Origin of the sequence: Kribbella qitaiheensis (assembly GCF_042657745.1) — a bacterium.
In the GTDB taxonomy this organism is placed as follows: domain Bacteria; phylum Actinomycetota; class Actinomycetes; order Propionibacteriales; family Kribbellaceae; genus Kribbella; species Kribbella qitaiheensis.
The window spans coordinates 107,156-127,526 of sequence record NZ_JBHSKE010000075.1 but is presented as its reverse complement, the minus strand read 5'-3'; the positions used below and the strand labels follow the sequence as shown (position 1 = coordinate 127,526).

The 20,371-nt window shown below is 68.4% G+C and carries 18 protein-coding genes; 4 read left to right on the top strand and 14 right to left on the bottom strand.

The window, feature by feature from the left end; genetic code table 11:
• The first annotated feature begins 30 nt into the window (after positions 1–30).
• Positions 31–1,263 carry an ROK family transcriptional regulator gene (locus ACFPJ1_RS39490; protein WP_380111480.1) on the top strand — a complete coding sequence of 411 codons (1,233 nt, stop codon included), beginning with the start codon at positions 31–33 and terminating at the stop codon, positions 1,261–1,263.
• A gap of 63 nt (positions 1,264–1,326) precedes the next feature.
• On the opposite strand, the gene ACFPJ1_RS39485 is transcribed toward ACFPJ1_RS39490, so the two are convergent.
• Genes ACFPJ1_RS39485 through ACFPJ1_RS39460 form a run of 6 tightly spaced genes read right to left on the bottom strand, consistent with a single transcriptional unit; the run spans position 1,327 to position 7,664 of the window.
• Positions 1,327–2,676 carry a GH1 family beta-glucosidase gene (locus tag ACFPJ1_RS39485; protein ID WP_380111479.1) on the bottom strand — a complete coding sequence of 450 codons (1,350 nt, stop codon included), beginning with the start codon at positions 2,674–2,676 and terminating at the stop codon, positions 1,327–1,329.
• On the bottom strand, positions 2,673–3,626 hold the full coding sequence (locus tag ACFPJ1_RS39480; protein ID WP_380111478.1) for an aldo/keto reductase: 954 nt from the start codon (positions 3,624–3,626) through the stop codon (positions 2,673–2,675). The genes ACFPJ1_RS39485 and ACFPJ1_RS39480 overlap by 4 nt, the downstream gene beginning before the upstream one ends.
• A gap of 43 nt (positions 3,627–3,669) precedes the next feature.
• Positions 3,670–4,449: a VOC family protein gene (locus ACFPJ1_RS39475; RefSeq protein WP_380111477.1), complete on the bottom strand. Its 780-nt coding sequence runs from the start codon at positions 4,447–4,449 to the stop codon at positions 3,670–3,672.
• Positions 4,450–4,481: 32 nt separating this feature from the next.
• Positions 4,482–5,360 (bottom strand): carbohydrate ABC transporter permease, encoded by an 879-nt coding sequence (locus ACFPJ1_RS39470; RefSeq protein WP_380111476.1) that lies wholly within the window; start codon positions 5,358–5,360, stop codon positions 4,482–4,484.
• On the bottom strand, positions 5,357–6,325 hold the full coding sequence (locus ACFPJ1_RS39465) for a carbohydrate ABC transporter permease (protein WP_380111475.1): 969 nt from the start codon (positions 6,323–6,325) through the stop codon (positions 5,357–5,359). The genes ACFPJ1_RS39470 and ACFPJ1_RS39465 overlap by 4 nt, the downstream gene beginning before the upstream one ends.
• A 4-nt stretch (positions 6,326–6,329) precedes the next feature.
• Positions 6,330–7,664 (bottom strand): ABC transporter substrate-binding protein, encoded by a 1,335-nt coding sequence (locus tag ACFPJ1_RS39460; protein WP_380111474.1) that lies wholly within the window; start codon positions 7,662–7,664, stop codon positions 6,330–6,332.
• A gap of 159 nt (positions 7,665–7,823) precedes the next feature.
• Here ACFPJ1_RS39460 and zapE point away from each other — a divergent pair, with 159 nt between their 5' ends.
• The 3 genes from zapE to ACFPJ1_RS39445 are packed head-to-tail and all read left to right on the top strand — an operon-like array spanning position 7,824 to position 10,472.
• Positions 7,824–8,852, top strand: coding sequence for a cell division protein ZapE (gene zapE / locus ACFPJ1_RS39455; protein WP_380111473.1), 1,029 nt, complete (start codon positions 7,824–7,826; stop codon positions 8,850–8,852).
• Positions 8,853–8,900: 48 nt separating this feature from the next.
• On the top strand, positions 8,901–9,551 hold the full coding sequence (locus tag ACFPJ1_RS39450; protein ID WP_380111471.1) for a hypothetical protein: 651 nt from the start codon (positions 8,901–8,903) through the stop codon (positions 9,549–9,551).
• A 51-nt stretch (positions 9,552–9,602) separates the two neighbouring features.
• Positions 9,603–10,472, top strand: a complete 870-nt coding sequence (locus tag ACFPJ1_RS39445) for a PPK2 family polyphosphate kinase (RefSeq protein WP_380111470.1) — start codon at positions 9,603–9,605, stop codon at positions 10,470–10,472.
• A gap of 68 nt (positions 10,473–10,540) precedes the next feature.
• Here the strand turns inward: ACFPJ1_RS39445 and ACFPJ1_RS39440 are convergent, their stop codons facing one another.
• From ACFPJ1_RS39440 to ACFPJ1_RS39405, 8 genes are all read right to left on the bottom strand, one after another.
• The gene (locus ACFPJ1_RS39440; RefSeq protein ID WP_380111469.1) at positions 10,541–11,587 is read right to left on the bottom strand and encodes a Clp protease N-terminal domain-containing protein; all 1,047 of its coding nucleotides are present in this window, start codon (positions 11,585–11,587) and stop codon (positions 10,541–10,543) included.
• The gene (locus ACFPJ1_RS39435) at positions 11,587–11,817 is read right to left on the bottom strand and encodes a ribbon-helix-helix protein, CopG family (protein ID WP_380111468.1); all 231 of its coding nucleotides are present in this window, start codon (positions 11,815–11,817) and stop codon (positions 11,587–11,589) included. The genes ACFPJ1_RS39440 and ACFPJ1_RS39435 overlap by 1 nt, the downstream gene beginning before the upstream one ends.
• 109 nt (positions 11,818–11,926) lie before the next feature.
• Positions 11,927–12,721, bottom strand: a complete 795-nt coding sequence (locus ACFPJ1_RS39430) for a sirohydrochlorin chelatase (protein WP_380111467.1) — start codon at positions 12,719–12,721, stop codon at positions 11,927–11,929.
• The gene (locus tag ACFPJ1_RS39425) at positions 12,718–14,007 is read right to left on the bottom strand and encodes a sulfate adenylyltransferase subunit 1 (RefSeq protein WP_380111466.1); all 1,290 of its coding nucleotides are present in this window, start codon (positions 14,005–14,007) and stop codon (positions 12,718–12,720) included. Before ACFPJ1_RS39425 ends, ACFPJ1_RS39430 begins: the two co-directional genes overlap by 4 nt.
• Positions 14,007–14,909 carry a sulfate adenylyltransferase subunit CysD gene (gene cysD, locus ACFPJ1_RS39420; protein WP_380111465.1) on the bottom strand — a complete coding sequence of 301 codons (903 nt, stop codon included), beginning with the start codon at positions 14,907–14,909 and terminating at the stop codon, positions 14,007–14,009. Before cysD ends, ACFPJ1_RS39425 begins: the two co-directional genes overlap by 1 nt.
• Complete coding sequence (locus tag ACFPJ1_RS39415; protein WP_380111464.1) at positions 14,906–15,592, bottom strand: phosphoadenylyl-sulfate reductase; 687 nt, start codon at positions 15,590–15,592, stop codon at positions 14,906–14,908. Before ACFPJ1_RS39415 ends, cysD begins: the two co-directional genes overlap by 4 nt.
• A 142-nt stretch (positions 15,593–15,734) precedes the next feature.
• Positions 15,735–17,420 (bottom strand): nitrite/sulfite reductase, encoded by a 1,686-nt coding sequence (locus tag ACFPJ1_RS39410; protein WP_380111463.1) that lies wholly within the window; start codon positions 17,418–17,420, stop codon positions 15,735–15,737.
• 467 nt (positions 17,421–17,887) lie between these two features.
• Positions 17,888–20,350, bottom strand: coding sequence for a CehA/McbA family metallohydrolase (locus tag ACFPJ1_RS39405; RefSeq protein WP_380111462.1), 2,463 nt, complete (start codon positions 20,348–20,350; stop codon positions 17,888–17,890).
• Positions 20,351–20,371 lie beyond the last annotated feature (21 nt).

The window sequence follows — 20,371 nt, the reverse complement described above, 5'->3', positions numbered from 1 at the left end:
GTACTAAAGTGCGGACGGGAGGGAGTTGCCGTGGCGAAGATCTTGAAAGGTGCGACAGCGCAGGAGACGCACAGCGCGATCCTGGACCTGATCCGGTCGAGCGGTGTGGTGACCAGGGTCGACCTGGCGGACCGGTCGGGGCTGACCGGCGCCTCGATCTCCCGGGTGGTGAAGCAACTGCTGGCCGACGGCCTGATCATCGAGACCGGGCTGGGCGACCCCACGGGCGGCAAACGGGCCACCCTGTTGCAGTTCAACCCGCGCGCCCGGCACGCGGTGGGCATCTCGATCGACACTCCGAGCACCACCTACGTCGTGACGGACATGAACGGCCGGGTGATCGAGCAATTGTCCGCCAAGGGCACCGGCCGTGACACCCCGGCGACCGTGATCAAGCGGCTGACCGCCGAGCTCGAGGACCTGATCGTCAAGACCAACATCGAGCCCGCGACGCTCGTCGGGGTAGGAGTCGCACTGGCCGGCCGGCAGGGCGGGGGAGACCGGCTGCTGCGGGCGAACGCGAGCAAGTACGCGTGGGAGCCGTTCGCCGTCCGCGACACCCTGAGCGCTGCGATCGACCACCCGATCGTGGTGGAGAACGACTCGACCTGCGCGGCGATCGGCGAATTCTGGGCCGGCCGGATCCCGTCGGCCAACGACTTCGCCACCGTCTACATGGCGGCCGGCTTCGGGCTCGGCCTGGTCACCAACGGAGATGTGTACCGCGGCTCGTCGTCGAACGTCGGGGAGATCGGGCACATGGTGCTCGACGTGAACGGCCCGGACTGCTGGTGTGGCGGCCGCGGCTGCCTGGAGAGTCTGGCCGCGCCGGCGAGGGTGGTGAGCCTGGCGGAGCAGGACAAGGCCCTGACGACCGATCTCGGCCTGCGCGGCAGGCGTTCGGCGATCCGGTCGGACTTCGCCAGGATCGCCCGGGCGGCGGCGTCCGGGGACCCGAGATGTCTCGCCTTGATCGAAGAGTCGGCGACCTACCTGGCCAAGGCGCTGCTGTCGATCACCAACCTGCTGGACCTGGATCAGATCATCCTGGCTGGCCCGGGATTCAGCGAGGCGGGCGAGATCTACGTCCGGGTGGCGTCCGCCGAGATCAACCGGCTGTCGTTCGTCCGGGCGATGCATCCGACCCGGGTGGAGTTGTCGAAGCTCGGCCCCAGCGCAGCGGCCCTCGGCGCCGCCTCACTCGTCCTGCACAGCCAACTGACACCCCACCAGACCTCCAACCGAGGAGCCCTCAGCGGCTGAGAGTGCGATCAACGCCGACAGGCCCTCAGCGGTTGACGATCCACCGCTGAGGGCCGGCCTCGGCTAGGACTCGAGGAAGTCGCGGAGCCAGCGTGCGCTGTTCTTGAGCTTGCGTTCCTGCGTGTTGTAGTCGACGTGGATCAGCCCGAAGCGCCGGCTGAAACCCCACGACCATTCGAAGTTGTCGATCAGCGTCCAGGCGAAGTAGCCCTTCAGGGGAAGGCCTTCCTCGACGACCTGCCGCGTCACCTCGAGGTGCTGTTCGAGGTACTGCTGCCGCTCGGTGTCCTCGATCCGCCCGTCCTCGGTCACCTCGTCCGGGTACGCGGACCCGTTCTCCGTGACGTACAGCGGCAACGTCGGTGCGAGGTCGTTGATCATCTTCAGCGTGTCCCGCAGCCCGCCCGGCTCGATCGGCCAGCCCATCTGCGTCTTGTCCAGCCCGGTGTCGACGGTGACGAGATTCTCGCTGCCCGGCAGGGTGCTCGGCGTGCCCGGAGCGGCGATCGGCCCGTCCGGCGCGGCCACGGTCTGCGGGCAGTAGTAGTTCACCCCGATGAAGTCCAGCGGCGCCGAGATCACCGGCAGATCAGCGTCGTACTGCGCGAACCACTCCGTCGTACCGGTGTCTTCCAGCACATCCGCCGGGTACTTCCCGAGCAGCAGCGGATCCAGGAACATCCGGTTCCGCAGGCCGTCGGCGCGCCGGGCGGCATCGCGATCGGCCTCGGACTCCGACGCCGCGTGCACCGGCGCCGGGTTGAGCGCGATCCCCACAGTCGTCTCGGGCGAGCGGATCGCCTGGAGCGCCAGTCCGTGCCCGAGCATCAGGTGATGCACGGCTTTCAGCGCGTCGGCCCCCTCGGTACGCCCGGGAGCGTGTTCTCCGTTCCCGTAGCCGAGGAACGCCGAGCACCACGGCTCGTTCAGCGTCATCCAGTGCTTGATCACGTCGGAGAGAGCGGCGTGAGTGATCGCCGCGTAGTCCCGGAACCGCTCCGCCGTGTCGCGGACGAGCCACCCGCCGGCATCCTCCAGCGGCTGCGGCAGATCCCAGTGATAGAGCGTCGCGTACGGCGTGACGCCGTTCTCCAGGCACGTCTCGGCCAGGCGACGGTAGAAGTCGAGACCGGCCGGATTGGTGGCTCCGCTGCCCGTCGGGATCACGCGAGGCCACGCGATGGAGAACCGGTACGCCTTCAAGCCGAGGTCGGCGAGCAGCCGGATGTCCTCGGCGTACCGGTGGTAGTGGTCGTCGGCGACGTCACCGGTCTCGCCGTCCGCGATCCGGCCCGGCGTGTGCGCGAAGGTGTCCCAGATGCTCGGCCCGCGGCCGTCCTCGGAGACCGCTCCCTCGACCTGGTACGACGCGGTGGCCGCGCCCCAGACGAAGCCGTCCGGAAAGTTCGTCATGGTGTCTCCTCCAGCCAGTACTGCTTGTCGGGCATCAGTTCGGCGAGCCGGTCCCGCAGGTCGGCCGGGATCTCCGTCTCCAGGGACGCGATCAGCTGGTCCACCCGCGCGGGCTTGCTGAACCCGATCACCGTGGCGCTGATGCGGGGGTCATTCACGGAATGCTGCAGGGCGGCGGTGACCAGGTCGATGCCGTGGTCGCTGCATGCCTTGTCCATCTCCGCGACTGCCTCGAGCAGGGCCGTCGGCGCCTCGCGGTAGCCGTACTTGGCCAGGCCGCCGGACGGGTTCGCCAGGATGCCGCCGCCGTAGATCGCGGCGTTCACCACCGCGATCCCCTCGGAGACTGCTCTCTCGATCAGCGTGCCCGCACTGTGGTCGACCAGGCTCCACCGGTTGTGCACCAGCACGACCTCGAAGCCGCCGAGGTCGAGGTACCGGGACAGCTCCTTCGTGTTGCCACCGGCCAGGCCGACGTGGCCGATCTCGCCCTCGTCCCGGAGCATCATCAACGTGTCGACCGCGTCCCGCATGCCGTCGAAGTCGTGGAACTCGGGGTCGTGCAGATACACCAGCGGCAACTGGTCGAGCCCGAGCCGCTGCTTGCTCTCGGCAACACTCGCGCGGACCCGGGCGCCGGAGTAGTCCTTGCCGTCGGCGTCCACCTTGGTGGCGACCAGGAAGTCGTCCGGCAGACCACCGTGCTCGGAGATCGCCTGGCCGATCCGGAGCTCGCTCTCCCCGTCGCCGTACCCGTTCGAGGTGTCGATCCACCGCAGCGGGCTGTCGAGCACTCGCCGTATGACGGTGACCGCCTCGGCCCGGGTGACGTCGTACCCGAAGACCTCGGGCATGCCGGCCAGCAGCGCTCCACCGGCGCAGACGGCGGACACGGTCAGGCCGGTGGATCCCAGTGGCCGGAGCCAGTCGTCGGTGGACGGACTCGTCATGCGCACCCCTCGCTATCGCCCTGCTGCCGCTGTCGTGCGACGCTCATACGGTAGGCCTGACGGAGAAGGCGAACCCGTCCGGGTCGACGTAAACGGTGGTGCCGTCGGGGGCGGTGCCCTCGGTCAGGTTCGGCGGCGGGTCGCCGGCGAGCTCGGCGTACGCGAAGCCGGCGACGTCGAGCTGCGGCGCGCGCGACGACTTCTCCGCGTTGTAGGTGAAGACCTCGATCACGGTGTCGCCGGACTTGAGGTAGCCGATGCTGAAGCCGCGGGGGTCGTGCGGCTGCTCGATCGTGCCGATGAAGGAGAAGCCGAAGTTGTCCCGGTAGTACTTGTCCGTAGTCAGGCGGTCCTCGATCGTGACGGCGACGTGGTCGAACCGCGGCCGCCCGGGAACGCCGAGAGCGCGCTCCGCGGCCACCCCGTCCGCGTCCAGCACCTCGGCGTACTGCAGGTCGCCCTGGATCATCTCCAGCAGGGTGCCGTCCGGGTCGTAGAAGAAGCAGATCCGGACCTTGCCCTCGGCATCGAGCGGGTCCAGCTTGAACTCGACCCCACCCGCCTTGAGCACGTTCGCGCGCTCGTCGAGCCGGTCGACCTTGAAGCCGAGGTGCCGGAAGCCCTTCTGCAGGTCGTCGCCCACCCAGGTGCTCTGGTCCCGGCCCGCGGCGACCGCCCGGAGCTCGATGGTCGCCGTCACCGCGTCCAGGACAGCGCTTTGCGGCGTCGCCTCGCCGACCAGCCGGAGCTCGAGGAACTTCGTGTAGTACTCCACCGAGCGCTGCACGTCGGTGCAGTTGACGACGAGGATCTTGATGGGCATGGGTTCTCCGTTTCACTCAGGGGGAGCGGGGGTCAGCTCTTGACGGCGCCGAGCATCATCCCGGCGACGAACTGCCGCTGCATCCGGACGTAGACCACGACGACAGGGATGACGGACAGGGTGAGGCCGGCGGTGAGGGCCGGCCAGTCGGTCGAGTACTGGCCCATCAGGCTGAACAGGACGGGTTGCAGGGGGAGCGAGTCGGTGTTGCGCAAGACGGTGTTCGCGATCAGGAACTCGTTCCAGGTCTGCAGGAACTGGAAGATCACCACGGTGGCGATCCCGGGCCGGGTCAGCGGCAGAATCACCCGGCGGAAGATGGTGAACTCGCTCCCGCCGTCGACCCGGGCCGCCTCGATGAGCTCGTCCGGCAAGGTCTGGAAGAACGCCCGCATCAGGAACATCGCGAATGGCGCCGAGCCCGAGATGTACAAGATCAGCAGGCCGACCTGGGTGTCCAGCAGCCCGAACGCCTTGAGCTGCAGGTAGAGCGGGATGATCAGCGCCGTCGACGGCATCATCAGCGTCAGCAGCAACAACACGAACAGCGTGTTGCGGAACGGGAAGTCCAGCTTCGCGAAGGCGTAGCCGCTCAGGGTGGCGAAGACGAGTACGCCGATCACCGTGACCGAGGTGATCCAGAGGCTGTTCCAGAAGTGCAGCGGGAACTGGATCGACGTCCACGCGGTCGAGTAGCCGGCGAAGGTGAACTTCCGCGGGAAGAACGTGCCGCCGAAGATCGTGTTCGCCTCGCGCATCGAGGTGAGCAGCATCCACACGAACGGGAAGGCCAGGAACACGCAGAACGGCAGCAGCACGAACGTCGCGAAGCTCTTGCCGAGCGGGAACCTGAACGGCTTGCGGCCCACCGGCTCGGTCGGCGTCGCGGTACGGATGGTTTCGGTCGTCATCGGTCCGCCCTCCTGGTCAGCCAGAGCTGGGCGATGACGGCGATCGTGCAGAGCACCATCGTCACCACGCTGAACGCGCTTGCGTAGCCGAGCTGCGGGATCGACCCGGAGGTCGACCCGAACGCCAGCGAGTAAAGATAGGTGCCCAGTACTTCGCTGCCGTGGTTGGGGCCGCCGCCCGTCATCACGAAGATGATGTCGAAGGCCTTGAACCCGTTCAGCAGCCCGAGACTGACCACCAGCCCGGTCACCACCCGCAGGCTGGGTACGGTGACGTTCCAGAACTGCTGGGACTTGTTCGCGCCGTCCACCTCGGCCGCCTCGTACAGGCTCGGATCGATGCCCTGGATACCGGCGAAGAAGATCAGCATGTTGAAGCCGAGGCCGCCCCAGATCGACACCACGATGATGGCCGGCAGCACCGTCTTCTGGTCGGCCAGCCACGGATGCTGCAGGGAGTCCAGCCCGATCGCGCCGAGGATCTGGTTGAGGGTGCCGATGTTCGGGTCGTAGATCAGCTTCCAGAGCACACCGGACACGACGAACGAGACGATCCCCGGGATGAACAGGATCGTCCGCACCACCACGCCGACGTGCTTCCAGACCGAGTTGACCAGCACCGCGATGAACAGGCCGAGGAAGGTCAGCACCACGGTGGTGACGGCGGTGTAGACCAGCGTCACGATCATCGCCCGGCGCGCCACCGGGTCGCCGAGCATCCGGCTGTAGTTGTCGACGCCGATGAACCGCGGCGCCCCGAATCCGCCCCAGGCGGTCAGGCTCAGGTACGCCGTGTAGACGATCGGCCAGAGCACGAAGCCCACGAACAACGCGAACGTGGGCAACACGAACAGATACCCCGCCACCCGCTGCGACTTCCGCAGCGGCGACCCGAAGCGGTAGTGCCTGGTACTCCGGGGCGCCGGTGCGGGGGAGCTCGGGCGAGCGGTCAAGGTGGTCGCCACCGAATCAGCCGCCCTTCGCGTTCAGCACGGCCTGCTGCATCTCCTTCGCGACGGCCTCGGGCTGCCCGGTGCCGTCGAAGATCTTCGACAGCGGGTCGCCGGCCGCGACCGAGCCCGGCCCGAAGGGGATGTGCGGGCACCCGTCGCCGTCGAGCAGCCAGGAGGTCATCTGCTTCATCACCGGCAGCTCGATCCGGTTCGCGGCGCTCTTCGTGGCCGGCATCGAGTTCGAGTCGTTCATGGTGGGGGAGTACTGGTCCGCGGAGTACAGGAACTTCAGGAACTCCAGCGCGGCGTCCTTGTTCTTGCTCGTCTCCGAGACCGCCCAGCCGGCGCCGGCCTGGTTCGCGCACCAGTGCCGCTTGCCCGCCGCGATGGCCGGCGTCTTCATCACCTTGTAGCTCTTCGCGAAGGCCGCCGGAGCGTCCTTGGACAGGCCCTGCGGGGTCCACGAGCCGTTGAACAGCATCGCGGACTTGCCGGTGTAGAAGATCTGCGGGACCTGGTCGCCGCTGGTGCCCGTGGTACCGGGCTGGAAGACGCCGCCCTTGACGATCTTCTGGTTCAGCTCGAGCGCCTGGACGACCTTGGGATCGGTGTAAGTGAGGCCGTCCTGGAGCTGGTCGAGCTTGAGGTAGAAGGTCGGGTCGTCGGCGACCTGGGTGAGCAACGGCAGGAAGAAGTCCAGCGAGCTGGTCGTCGGGTTGCAGCTGAGCGCCACCGGGTGCTTGCCGATGGCACGGATCTTCGCCGCCGCCGCGATCAGGTCGTCCCAGGTCTCGATCTCGTCCTCGCCGACCCCGGCCTGCTTCAGCATGTCGGGGTTGTAGAACAGGCCGAACGTCTGCGCCATCCAGCCCACCGCGAACTGCTTGCCGTCCAGGGTGTACTCCTGGTTGGCGGAGTCGAAGAAGTCCTTCAGGAAGTCGTCACCGAGATCCTTCTTCAGGTCCGCGGAGATGCCGCCGGTGCCGTAGGTCAGCGCCCGCGTGTGCGGAGCGAAGATCTCCGGTACGTCGCCGCCCGCGACCGCGGCCTGCAGCGCAGGCAGGTACTGGTCGGGGGTGCCGAAGATCCGGTTCTCGATCTTGATGTTGCTGTTGGCCGCCTCGAACTTCTCGATCAGTTTGGGGAACTGATCCTCCTGGTCGCTGTACCAGGACCACATCCGGACGACGGCCTTGCCGCCGCTCGTCGTACCTCCACTGCTGTCGCTGCCGCCGCACGCCGCGAGCACCGGGCCGAGCCCGAGAGCGGCGGCCCCGCCGAGCGCTCCCTTGAGCAGGCTGCGCCGTCGAAACGGTGTGGCGGACAGGGTTGGGACTTGCCGATCACCCATGCTGACTCCTCGGTCATTCCAGCCGGCTGTGGACCCCGATAACAACTTCCTAACTGAAAGTAAGAAAGCGGTCAAGGTCGCAGCGTTGTTTCCGTCTTGTTTCCAAGCCCTGTCCCACTCCTCGGCGACCTCGGGGCAGCGGACTCGTAGGGTGTGGGGGTGCCGATTCGTCTGAGTGAGCGCCGGCCGGAGGTCAGTCCGGATCGGTTGCTGTCGGAGTGCGTACCGCCGCCGCGGTTCTCCGACGTGCGGTTCGGGACGTACCGGCCGGATCCCTCCGAGCCGAGCCAGTCGGAGGCCCTCGCGGTACTGCGGGAACGCGGCGCGATGCTCGCCGAGCCGCGGCGAGAGCGTTCTCTGTGGTCCCGCCTGCGCGGCGCGCGCGCCGAGCCCACCGGGAAGCCAGGGATCTACCTGGACGGCGGGTTCGGAGTGGGCAAGACGCACCTGCTGGCGTCGTTGTGGCACGAGTCGTCAGGGCCGAAGATGTACTGCACTTTCGTCGAGCTGACGAACCTGGTCGGCGCGCTGGGGATGCGCCCGGCGGTCGAGGCACTCTCGGCGTACCGGTTGATCTGCATCGACGAGTTCGAGCTCGACGATCCCGGCGACACTGTGCTGATCTCGCGCCTGCTCGGGCAGTTGGTGGAGGCCGGTGTCCAACTGGCGGCAACCTCCAACACGCTGCCTGACAAGCTCGGTGAGGGGCGGTTCCAGGCGATCGACTTCCTCCGCGAGATCCAGGGCCTCGCCGGGCACTTCGACGTACGACGGATCGATGGGCCCGACTACCGACATCGCGGGCTGCCGGTGGCTCCTGAGCCGCTGTCCGACGAACGGGTCGAGCAGGTGACCGCGGAACGGCCCGGGGCCTCGTGTGACCACTTCGTGGATCTCTACCGGCAGCTCGCGGAGTTGCACCCGAGCAAGTACGGCGCGCTGCTGGACGGGGTCGAGGCGGTGGGGATCACCGACATCCGCGAGCTGACCGACGAGAACGTCGCCCTCCGGCTGGTCGTGCTGGCCGACCGGATGTACGACCGGGACATCCCGCTGCTGGCCGGGGGAGTGCCGCTCGACCGGATGTTCTCGCCCGACATGCTGAAGGGCGGCTACCGCAAGAAGTACCTGCGCGCTGTCTCCCGCCTGATCGCGCTGGCTCGCGAAGGGGCCGACCAGCCGAACTGAGTGTTCCTACTCAAGACCGCTGGACCGCGGCGATGGTTCGCTGGTCGGGTGTCGAACCAGCTGCAGAGAGTTGCCCCCAGCGCCGCGGTCGGGCTGTTCGGCCTCGGGCTCGCGTTGCTCGGGGCCGGCCGCTTCGTGCAGTTGGACGACAGCTCCGGCTTCGGCAGCGAGGAATGGATCATGCCGCTGGGCGTGCTCGCACTGCTCGCGGCGCTCGCCAGTGTGATTGTTGCGGCACAGGACTCCAAGGCTCGTCTCTGGCTCGGTGCAGTCCTCGCAGTACTGGTCGCGCTCCTGGTGTGGAAGACGAGCACCAACGTCGGGTTCCGGTTCATCTGGGCGGGCAGCGAGAGGGAGCTGATCATGCTTCAGGTCGGCCTCGGCCTGCTGGCGCTCGTCCTGCTCGCCACCGGCTTCCAGCAGAAGAGGTCGAGCGAGGTCGATCGCAGGGGAGGGGGCGGCCGTTGGATGGTGCGCGGCGCGGTCTATCTGTGCGGCTGTGCACTGGCCACGTACGTCGCTGCCATCGCCGGCATCGCTCACTTTGAGGCGGTCGAGTGCAGGGACCCCGCCGAAATGTGCGAGCTCGCCGGTCTGGAAGGACTCGTGTGGGGCGTGATCGCCCTGCCCGCCAGCATCGTCGTCGCGCTGGCGATCGAGCTGGTGCTGTGGAGGCGCCGGCGGCAGCGCGTGTCGTAGTACCCGGCCAACCTGCCCCGATCGGGGACCCGGATACGGCAGGATGGGGGGATGGCGAAGCACAAGGGGTCGGACGAGGCGGGGTCAGGGAAGCTGCTGGACGAGCTGCGGGTGCCACCCGGACCGGTCGACCTGAGCAAGTGGGACAGCCGCGCGACCACCGGATTCTCCGGCTCGAAGGACGAGGGCAAGGTCGCCCTCGACGAGCTCGGGCCCAAGGTCTCGGACTACCAGGAACGCCTGTACGCCGAGGGCCGCAAGGAGGGCGAGCGGAGCATCCTCCTGGTCCTGCAGGGCATGGACACGGCCGGCAAGGGCGGCGTCATCCGGCACGGCGCCGGGCTGATGGATCCCCAGGGGCTGCGGATCACATCGTTCAAGGCGCCGACCCCGGCCGAGAAGCGGCGCGGGTTCCTCTGGCGGATCAAGCAGGCTCTGCCCGAGGCGGGTTACATCGGGATCTTCGACCGATCGCACTACGAGGACGTGCTGATCGCCCGGGTTCGCAATCTGGTCGCGCCGCCGGTCTGGAACCGCCGCTACGAGCAGATCAACGACTTCGAGGCCGAGCTCGCGGAATCGGGTATCACGGTGGTGAAGTGCTTCCTGCACATCTCCGCCGACGAGCAGAAGGCCCGCCTGGAGGCCCGGCTGGACGACCTGACGAAGCACTGGAAGTACAACCCGGCCGACGTCGACGAGCGTGAACTCTGGCCCGTCTACAGCGAGGCCTACCAAGCCGCGCTGGAGAACTGCAACACTTCCGAGGCGCCGTGGTACGTCATCCCCAGCGACCGAAAGTGGTACCGCAACTGGGCCGTCACCACCCTGCTCCTGGAGACCCTCCAGAACCTCGACCCCCAATGGCCCAAGGCGGACTTCGACGTGAACGGCGAGAAGGCCCGCCTCGCCGCCACCTGACCCAGTTGCAGCCGGGGCTCCCAGAGCCCACCAGTCGGCCGGTATGCCGTACCGGGTGGTCGCGGCCGCTAGTCGTCGGGGTCGATGTCGTGGGCGCGGAGTTTCTGGCGCAGACGGGTGATCTCCCCGTGCAGGCGTTCGTTCTCATCGAGGATGGCGTCGAGCTCGCCGATGAGGTGGCGTCTGCGGCCATGAATCATCCACGTGCCGCTGTGCTGGGCGCCTTCGGTGAGGAAGCCCTGGACCGCGGCCGCGGCGCGCTTGCGTTGCTCGATCGCCAAGCGCACCTGCCGTTTGAGCAGCGCCAGGTCGGCCCCGCCCTTCACGATCGCCTGTGCCGCGAGCCCTTCGCCCTCCCGGATCAGCCCGAGCAGCAGGTGCTCCGTACCGATGTGGTCGCTGCCGAGCTTGAGCGACTCCTTGTGGCTCAGCTCCATCACCTTCTTCGCGCGCGGCGTGAACGGCACGAACCCGCACGACTCGTCCTCGCCCCGCCCGACCGTCTCCTCGACGAACTTGCGCACCGCCGGCGCAGTGATCCCGCAGCCGGCCAGCACTTGCGCGGCAATTCCGACGTTCTCCTCCAGCAGCCCGAGCAGCAGGTGCTCGGTGCCGATGTAGTGATGGTGGAGTTCCCTCGCTTGTTCCTGCGCAAGTACGACGACCTGCCTGGCCGCATCGCTGAACTTCTCGAACATGACGATCTCCTCCCGGGTGGGCCCTTGCAGCCCGAAGGACGCGAAGGCGAGTGGGCTGGTCAGCCGCGCTCGCAACAGCTCGGCGACGGCCGAGGGTGAGGCTTCGCCGGCCCGGATCCGATCCAGCAGGTCGTCGAGCTCCCCGACGGGTTCCAACCGCAGGTCGCACCCGTTCAACGCGGCTAGCTGCAACGTCACCGCGACGCTGACCCGGCGGTTCCAGCCGCTGAAAGGACATCCTCGAATCAGCCCCGACAAGAGCATCGCCGCCGCGTCGACCACGTCGTCCAGCTCCACGACCTCCCGCAGTACGGCGTCCACCACGTCCAGCTCCGTACGGCGGATCGCCGCGGCCGGGTCACACTCGAGCACCCGGGCCGCGACGGCCAGCACGTCGTACAGGTCGAGGTGTTTCATCAGTCGTCTTCGCGGAGGCGGCGCAGTGAGCGCTCGTGCCGGGCGAGGTTCTCCTCCAGCAGCCGGCTGAATCGCTGGTCGCCGCGACGCTGGTCGACCAGGGACGCGATCGCCTCGCGCGCCACATCCGATACCGAGCGTCCCTCGACCTCAGCCACCGTCTGCAGCCGCTCGGCCAGCTCCGGATCCAGCCGCAACAGGATGTTCTTCGTGCCCGCGTCCTTGGCCATAGATATCAAGATATCACGCTAGCTCCAGCGTCGGAGGTGACAGCGGGGGAGAACGCGAGAACCCCGCCGGGTCGCGTGCCGGCGGGGTTCTGCGGGTTGGTGGTGCTGGTCAGGCGGTGCGAACCAGTACCGGGCGGAGCAGGGTGGGTCGCGGGGCCGGGGCCAGGGTGAGGAGGTCCAGGCCGGCTACGCCGTAGCGGAGCAGGACCAGGCGGGCTACCTCGGCGCTTACCCCGAGCGGGCGCGACACCGCGACCGCTCCCGCCTTGCGAGCCGTCTGCTCGGCGCGGTCCGGCAACACGCCCGGCGCCAGGAAGAACGAGCCGACAGCGACGTGACGACGCCCCTCGAGCCTCCATTGGAGAACGGCCTCGGCCGGGCTCGGCGACGCCGCGGTCGTGAAGGCAGCAGTCACCGGCAGCTTGTGCCGCTGACCCCAGAGCCGCGCGAGCCGGGTGACGGCCGCGTTCGCCTGGGTGTCGCTGGAACCGGCGCACGCGAGCACCAGCGCATCCAGTTCGCGAACCCGCCCGTCCTTCAGTTCAGCCCGCATCCGCCGGTCGAGCACGTCCAGCAGGGAGTCGTCGTACCCGAGCACGTCGGAGGCGATGATCCGCAGGTCCGGGAAGCGGCTGCGCGCCTCGTCGACCACGGCCGGTACGTCGACCCGGGCGTGGAAGGCGGTGGACAGCAGCAGCGGCAGGATCACGATCTCCTCGACGCCTTCGGCGCTGAGCTTGTCGATCACCTGGTACGGCGCGGGCGGGCAGTGGTCGAGGAAGGAGGCTTCGATCCGCAGGTCGTCACGCATCTCGCGCAGGCAGCTGACCAGCGAGTGGACGGTGGCGGCCGAACGCGGATCGCGGCTGCCGTGGGCGAGGATCACGAGCGCTGGAGCAGTCACAGCAGTTCCCCTTCTTCGTCGTCGATCATGCCCGCCGCCAGCGTCCACCCGTCGTGGGCGTCGATCAGCAGGAACGATCCGGTGATGTTGTTGCTGGAGTACGGATCGGCGGCCAGCGGTGCGGCGATCTTCAGTTGCACCTTGCCGATGTCGTTCAGACCGAGCCCGGTGGCGTCGATGACTCCGAGCGTGTCCAGGTCCAGGGCGCCGTTGATCTTGGTGACGATGGCCTGGGCGGTAGTGGTGGTGTGCTTGATCAGCAGCCGGGCGCCGACCGCGAGCGGGCGGTCCGACAGCCAGCACACGGTGGCCGACAACTCCCGGCGGGTGCCGGGGGAGGAGTCGGCCGCGACGATGACCGAGCCGCGGGCGACGTCGAGGTTGTCCGCGAGCCGGACCGTGACCGCCTCACCGGCGACCGCGGACGGCCGCTCGGCGACCGCCGTACCGGTTGCGCTGATGACGGCCCGGTCGATCCCGGACACCGAGGTACGGCGGCCGGCGGGCAGGACGATGACGTCGTCGCCGACCGAGACCGTGCCTGAGGCAACAGTTCCGGTGTAACCGCGGTAGTCGCGGTACTCGTCGTCGGTCTGCGGGCGGATCACGTACTGCACCGGGAAGCGCAGCGGCCGGGCCGAGATGTCGTCGCGGCCGGTCGCGTTCTCGAGGTACTCCAGCAGTGTCGGGCCGTCGTACCAGGAGGTGGCCGCGGAGCGCTCCACGACGTTGTCCCCGACCAGCGCGGAGACCGGGATCGCTTGCACGTCGGCGATCCCGAGCTGATCCGCGAGCTGGGAGACGTCCTTGCCGATGCCCTTGAAGACGGCCTCGTCGTAGCCGACCAGGTCGATCTTGTTCACGGCCAGTACTACGTGCGGCACCCGAAGCAGGCCGGCCACGGCAAGGTGCCGCCGGGTCTGCTCCAGTACTCCGTGCCGCGCGTCGACCAGGATGATCACGACGTCCGCGGTGGACGCCCCGGTCACCGTGTTCCGGGTGTACTGCACGTGGCCCGGGCAGTCGGCCAGGATGAACGAGCGCTTGTCGGTCGCGAAGTACCGGTAGGCGACGTCGATCGTGATGCCCTGTTCCCGCTCGGCACGCAGGCCGTCGGTCAGCAGGGCGAAGTCGAAGTCACCGGATCCACGGCTGGAGGAGACGTGCTGCACATGCGCGATCTGGTCGGCCAGGATGGCCTTGCAGTCGTGCAGCAGCCGGCCGACCAGGGTCGACTTGCCGTCGTCCACGGAACCGGCTGTGGCGAGGCGGAGAAGTGTGCTCATCAGAAGTACCCCTCTCGCTTGCGGTCTTCCATCGCTGCCTCGCTGACCCGGTCGTCCGCCCGGGTCGCACCTCGCTCGGTGAGCTCGCTGGCTGCCACCTCGACGACGACCTCGGCGGCCGACGACGCGGTACTGGCGACGGCTCCGGTGCAGGACATGTCGCCGACGGTCCGGTAGCGAACCGTCCGGCTCGTCACCGTCTCGCCCTCGCGCGGCTGCGAGTAGGGGCCGACGGCAAGCAACATCCCGTCGCGCTCGAACACATCCCGCTCGTGCGCGTAGTAGATGCTCGGGAGAGCGATCTCCTCGCGCTCGATGTAGTTCCAGACGTCCAGCTCGGTCCAGTTCGACAGCGGGAAGACCCGGACGTGCTCGCCCGGCTTGTGCTTGCCGTTGTAGAGCGACCACAGCTCGGGACGCTGGTTGCGCGGGTCCCACTGGCCGAACTCGTCCCGCAGGCTGAAGATCCGCTCCTTGGCGCGAGCGCGCTCCTCGTCCCGGCGACCGCCGCCGAACACCGCGTCGAACCGGTGCCCGTTGATCGCGTCGAGCAACGGAACGGTCTGCAGCGGGTTGCGCGTCCCGTCGGAACGCTCCCGCAGCCGCCCGTCGGCCAGGTAGTCCTCGACCTTCGCGACCTCGAGCCGGAGCCCGAGTGCGTTGACGGTCGCGTCACGGTAGTCGAGAACCTCGGTGAAGTTGTGCCCGGTGTCGACGTGCAGCAGCGTGAACGGCACCGGCGCCGGCGCGAACGCCTTGCGGGCCAGGTGCAGCATCACGATGGAGTCCTTGCCGCCCGAGAAGAGGATCACCGGCCGCTCGAACTCGGCGGCCACCTCACGGAAGACGAAGATGGACTCGCTCTCGAGGGCGTCCAGTTCGGACACGATCGTCACGCTCATGTGTGCAACCCGCATTCGATCTTGCCCTGCCCGGCCCAGCGCCCACTGCGCGGGTCCTCGCCCGGAGCCACCTGCTTGGTGCACGGCTGGCACCCGATCGACGGGTAGCCGTCGTACTGCAGCAGGTTCACTAGCACGCCGTTGTCGGCGATGTAGGTGTCCAGGTCCTCCTGGGTCCACGGGGCGATCGGGTTCAGCTTCACCATGTCGCGCTTCTCGTCGTACTCGACGACCTGGGTGTTCGCCCGGGTCGGCGCCTCCTCGCGGCGTACGCCGGTGACCCAGGCCTTGTAGCCCGACAGCACCCGGTTCAGCGGCTCGACCTTGCGCAGCGCGCAGCACTGGTCGGGGTTGCTCGCGAAAAGATCCTTGCCGTACTGCGCGTCCTGCTCGGCGACGGTCTGCTTCGGGGTGGCGTTGATCAGGTTGATCGGCAGCGTGGCGGCGACCGCGTCGCGGGTGCCGATGGTCTCGGCGAAGTGGTAGCCCGTGTCGAGGAAGAGGACGTCGACCCCAGGGGCCGCCTCGGCCGCCAGGTGGGGGAGGGCCCCGTCTGCCATCGATGCGGTCACCACCAGCTCGTCGCCGAAGGTCTCCCGCGCCCACGCCAGCACTTCCAGTGCCGAGGCGTCGGCTAGTCGTTCGTTCGCCTCTTCGGCGACCGTCTTCAGATCAGTACTCATTCCACCGTCACCCGCAGTCCGATCATCTTCAGCTGGAACACCCGTGCACAGGGCCGGCACTCCCACGCGCCATGCCCTTCCTCAGAAGGACGAAGGTCCTCGTCTCCGCAGTAAGGGCAGTACAACGGTGCAGCGCGCTCGCTCACTGAAGTGCTCCTTCCTCGGCACGGACGACCCATTGGGCGAACCGCTCGCCCTCGGACCGCTCTTTCAGGTAGTTCTGGGTGACGCGCTCGACGTAGTCGGCCAGCCCGTCAGAGGTGACCTTGTGGCCGCGCAGCTTGCGGCCGAAGCCGGCGTCCAGGCCGAGCCCGCCACCGAGGTGGACCTGGTACCCGGGGACCTGGTTGCCGTCGGCATCGAGGACCAGCTGGCCCTTCAGGCCGATGTCCGCGACCTGGATCCGGGCGCAGGAGTTCGGGCAGCCGTTCACGTTCACCGTGATCGGCACGTCGAGCTCGGGGATCCGCTGCTCGAGCTCGTCGATCAGCTCGGCCGCGCGGGCCTTCGTCTCGACGATCGCCAGCTTGCAGAACTCGATGCCGGTGCAGGCCATCGTGTTGCGCCGCCAGGCCGACGGCCGCGCCTGGAAGCCGAGGTCGTTGAGCTGTTGGACCAGCGACTCGACCCTGGACTCCTCGACGTCGAGCACGATCAGCTTCTGCTGTGCGGTGGTCCGGATCCGGTCCGAGCCGTGCGCGGCGACCACGTCGGCAACCTTCGCCAGCGTGCTCCCGGCCACCCGGCCGACGACGGGGGCAACGCCCACGTAGTACCGGCCGTCCTTCTGCTGGTGCACGCCGACGTGGTCGCCCTGTACGGCGGGGATCTCGGGCGCGGGTCCGTCGATCAGCTTGCGCTTCAGGTACTCGTCCTCCAGCACCTGGCGGAACTTCTCGATGCCCCAGTCGGCCACCAGGTACTTCAGCCGGGCGCGGTTGCGCAGCCGGCGGTACCCGTAGTCCCGGAAGATGCTGACGACGCCCTTCCAGGCCAGGTGCACCTCGTCCAGCGGGATCCAGGCGCCGACGCGCTGGGCCAGCATCGGCGTGGTGGACAACCCGCCGCCGACCCAGAGGTCGAAGCCGGGACCGTGCTCGGGGTGGACCACGCCGACGAAGCTGATGTCGTTCACCTCCGGCACCACGTCGTGGGACGGGTGGCCGGTCATGGCGGTCTTGAACTTGCGCGGCAGGTTCGAGAACTCGTCGCTGCCGATGTACTTCTCGACGATGTCGTCGATGGCCGGCGTCGGGTCGATGATCTCGTCCGCGGCGATCCCGGCCACCGGGCTGGAGATGATGACACGCGGCACGTCGCCGCAGGCCTCGGTGGTGTACAGCCCGACGGCCTCCAGCTTCTGCCAGATCGCGGGCACGTCCTCGACCCGGATCCAGTGCAGCTGGATGTTCTGCCGGTCGGTGATGTCCGCGGTGTCGCGCGCGTAGGTGCTGGACACCTCGGCGATCACCCGCAGTTGCTCGGTGCTCAGCTGGCCGCCCTCGATCCGGACCCGGAGCATGAAGTACCTGTCGTCCAGCTCCTCCGGCTCCAGCGTCGCGGTCTTGCCGCCGTCGATGCCGGGCTTGCGCTGGGTGTAGAGGCCCCACCAGCGGAACCGGCCGCGCAGGTCGGCGGGGTCGATCGAGTCGAACCCCCGGTGGGCATAGATGTTCTCGATCCGGGCCCGGACGTTCAGGCCGTCGTCGTTCTTCTTGTTCTCTTCGTTCTTGTTGAGCGGCTCGCGGTAGCCGAGCGCCCACTGCCCTTCACCCTTGCCCTTGCGGGGGCGGGCGGGCTTGCGGGGAACGGAGGTGACGCCAGTCATCGGGGGCGTGTCCTTGTCCTCGAGACAGGTGCGTCCGCGTGAGGCGAGCTCGAAGCGTCGTCGATTCGATCTGGTCTGCGCGGTGCGCACCCAGCGGTGATCAGGTGATCAAGGGGCCGTCGTGCGGCCCGGCGGGGTGGCTGTCAGAACATCGAAGGACAACAGATGGCGCTGCGCATGCGACCGAGGTCGACGTGAATCCGACCTACGAGATGTGTCGAGCGGGCAGCGAGCATGGTGATAAGACTCAGCGCGATCGGCCGACAAATCAACTCCCATTCCTGCATTGTGAGACGCGATCTCACGATGTGGCTATGTCCAGCAGTCTGCTGCAGATTGATTCGCGCTCATTCGGGCATCGACAAGAGGCGTTGTGAAAGACCTCTTGTGCAAGGTTTGAAAACCCTGATTCGGTGGCATGTGACAGGCCCTCGGTCGGTGGCGACCGAGGGCCTGCCGGACGGTTTCTACCGGTGCTGCCGATAGGCCTGCAGGCGGTAGATCTGCTGGGTGTGGTCGCGCTGGATGCGCTCGGCGGCGCGGTCGGAGGTGAAGACGACGGCGCCCTGGTCGGCCGCCGGCCAGGTGTTGTTGCCGGCTGTCGTGAGCTGGGTCGCCGCGGTCCAGCCAATGGCCCGGTCGAGGCGGGAGGTGAAGATCTTCCACCGCCAATCGGCCGCGCGTGAGTCGTACCACACAGCCCGGAGTACGCCGTCCGGGTCCTGGCTGAGCTGGGGCCGCTGGCTCATCGCCGTGGGCTCGAGTCCGACCGGCTCGGGTGTGGACCAGTTGGTGCCGTCCGATGACCGGGCAGCTCGCAGCGACAGGTTGGCCCCCGAGCTCTGCAGCGCCTTCGTCTCCCAGATCGCGACGAGCTCGCCCGACCGGTCGGTCGCGATGCTCGGATGGCGGTCGGCCGTCGTCGTGACGGCGACCCGGGTCGGTGCGGACCAGCCGGAGCCCAGCGCCTGCCGGACCGCCGTCATGATCTGCCAGTTGTCCGGATCGGTGTTGCCGCTCGGAGACTCACCCGCGGGCGGGGTGTGCCCGGTCCACAGCGGGTCGGCATCGTACCGGTTGTCCTGCCAGCCGACGACGATCCGTCGGTCAAGACCGACGGTCACGGACGGGATGAGGGAGGCCGGGTAGCGCGGCGACCGGGCGTCGTCCGGCGTACCGGCGGCCGTGATCTTGCCCGGCGCCGAGACGTTCACCGCCGCCTTGTCGACGCCGACCACTCGCACGAGTACGTCGAACGCGCCGCCGCCGTTGTCGGCCCAGGCGACCACCGGGTTGCCCTTGAGCAGCGCGAGAGCCGGGTGGATCGCTCTGCCCTTGCCGTCGCTGAGCTGGACGGCCTTGCCGAACTCCCGGCCGCCGTTCGAGCTGTGCCGGAGCAGGATCACCGGACGGTGCGGCTGCTCGCCGTCCTCGTCCTGCCAGACGACCCACACATCCTTGCCCGAGGCGATGACCCGCGGAGTGCGTGCGACGTGCGACCGGGCGGACAGCACGACGGTGTCCTTGCGGCCGTGGGTTGCCACTCGCCGGTAGACCACAGTGGACTCGCCGTCCTCGTGGGACTCCGCCACTACGTGTGTGGCGCCGTCCTGGACCGCCACGTCGGCGAAGCCGGAGAACTCTCCCGACTCACCGGTGACCAGTGACGCTTGGTCGTTGCCGGTGATCCGGGCCGGGAGAGCGATCTCTGGCGCGGGTACGGCGGGGGAGCCGACCGAGACGAAGACCGGTGACGTCGCACCGCGAAGCTGGTCGGGCAAGGTGGGATCGGCATCCCGGCCGGATACCGCGCCCGGTGCCCGGACCTCGACGCGCCACCAGCTGTGGGTGCCGGGGAGTTGCTTGAGCGGGACGGTGTACGTCTCGTCGGCGGCCTTCGGCGAGAACGTGGCCAGCGCGCCGGCCGATCGACCTGGCGAGGCGTAGACGAGCACCCGGGCGCCGGCGCCACCTCGGACCCGGACTCGGAGTGAGGCCCGTTGTGGGAGGCGGCTGGTCCGCAGTACGACCTCGTCGCCGCCGATCGACTCGAACCTGCCGTCGCCGTCCAGGTCCGCCTCGAGGGTGACGAAGAGCCCGGTCGGCTTGTACGAGATCGACGTACGACCGGCGCGGAGTGCGTCGAGGACCGCGCGCTGGGTCCGGTCGGCCGCGAACACCCAGGTCGTCGCCTCGCCCGGGCCCGCCGTACCCCAGAGCTCACGGAAGTGGCAGTCGCTCGCGGCGACCGCGCCGAAGCGGAAGCCCTTGTTCCAGCGGTTCTCGGCGTAGTCGAGCTGGGCGTCCGGGTCGGAGGCCGGGTTCCAGACCTCGACCATGTCGACGCCCTGCGCGCTGGCGTTGTCGTTGGGTCCCGCGGCGGGCGTGTACTCGCCGTTGTCGGGGTGGGCGGTGGACCAGACGGCGTCCTGTGCGTGGGCGTCCCAGATCGACTGCTGGACGTGTCGGAAGGACGCGGAGCCCGGGGGATTGGCACCGTCCACCACCGTGTCGACGCCGCCGAGGACGATCGCGTGCGGCGAGCCGTTGACCTCCTCGCCGGGGATCAGCAGCAGCTTCTCCGACCGCCACTGAGGGTCCCAATGCTGGTCGTAGGTGCGGTGGTCGGTCAGCGGCAGGTAGTCCAGCCCCATCCGCTCGGCCTGGCCGATCTGGTCGGCCACGGACAGGTTGCCGGGCAGCCGCTGGCCCGAGGTCTGCCGGGGGAGGCTTCCGTCCGACGAGTGGTCGTCGTGGACGTGGGTGTCACCCGCCAGCCAGACGCCCTGCGGGCCGTGGTCGTCGTGCTTTGGCTGGTCGTGCTGGTGGTCTGGCTCGTGCTGCTCGGCTGCGGTGGCCTCGAGCGGGGTGAGCCCGCCCGCCGCGACCAGCGCACCGGTTGCCATCAGGCTTCTCCGGCTCAATTCCATCGGTCGTTCTCCTGGTCGTCG

Excerpts from the sequence above, each read along its gene's own strand:
- ACFPJ1_RS39470 (WP_380111476.1), bottom strand. The coding sequence starts at position 5,360 with ATGACGACCGAAACCATCCGTACCGCGACGCCGACCGAGCCGGTGGGC.
- ACFPJ1_RS39415 (WP_380111464.1), bottom strand. The coding sequence starts at position 15,592 with ATGAGTACTGATCTGAAGACGGTCGCCGAAGAGGCGAACGAACGACTA.
- ACFPJ1_RS39435 (WP_380111468.1), bottom strand. The coding sequence starts at position 11,817 with ATGGCCAAGGACGCGGGCACGAAGAACATCCTGTTGCGGCTGGATCCG.
- ACFPJ1_RS39460 (WP_380111474.1), bottom strand. The coding sequence starts at position 7,664 with ATGGGTGATCGGCAAGTCCCAACCCTGTCCGCCACACCGTTTCGACGG.
- ACFPJ1_RS39445 (WP_380111470.1), top strand. The coding sequence starts at position 9,603 with ATGGCGAAGCACAAGGGGTCGGACGAGGCGGGGTCAGGGAAGCTGCTG.
- ACFPJ1_RS39410 (WP_380111463.1), bottom strand. The coding sequence starts at position 17,420 with ATGACTGGCGTCACCTCCGTTCCCCGCAAGCCCGCCCGCCCCCGCAAG.
- ACFPJ1_RS39485 (WP_380111479.1), bottom strand. The coding sequence starts at position 2,676 with ATGACGAACTTTCCGGACGGCTTCGTCTGGGGCGCGGCCACCGCGTCG.
- ACFPJ1_RS39405 (WP_380111462.1), bottom strand. The coding sequence starts at position 20,350 with ATGGAATTGAGCCGGAGAAGCCTGATGGCAACCGGTGCGCTGGTCGCG.
- ACFPJ1_RS39440 (WP_380111469.1), bottom strand. The coding sequence starts at position 11,587 with ATGAAACACCTCGACCTGTACGACGTGCTGGCCGTCGCGGCCCGGGTG.
- ACFPJ1_RS39475 (WP_380111477.1), bottom strand. The coding sequence starts at position 4,449 with ATGCCCATCAAGATCCTCGTCGTCAACTGCACCGACGTGCAGCGCTCG.
- cysD (WP_380111465.1), bottom strand. The coding sequence starts at position 14,909 with ATGAGCGTGACGATCGTGTCCGAACTGGACGCCCTCGAGAGCGAGTCC.
- ACFPJ1_RS39480 (WP_380111478.1), bottom strand. The coding sequence starts at position 3,626 with ATGACGAGTCCGTCCACCGACGACTGGCTCCGGCCACTGGGATCCACC.
- ACFPJ1_RS39425 (WP_380111466.1), bottom strand. The coding sequence starts at position 14,007 with ATGAGCACACTTCTCCGCCTCGCCACAGCCGGTTCCGTGGACGACGGC.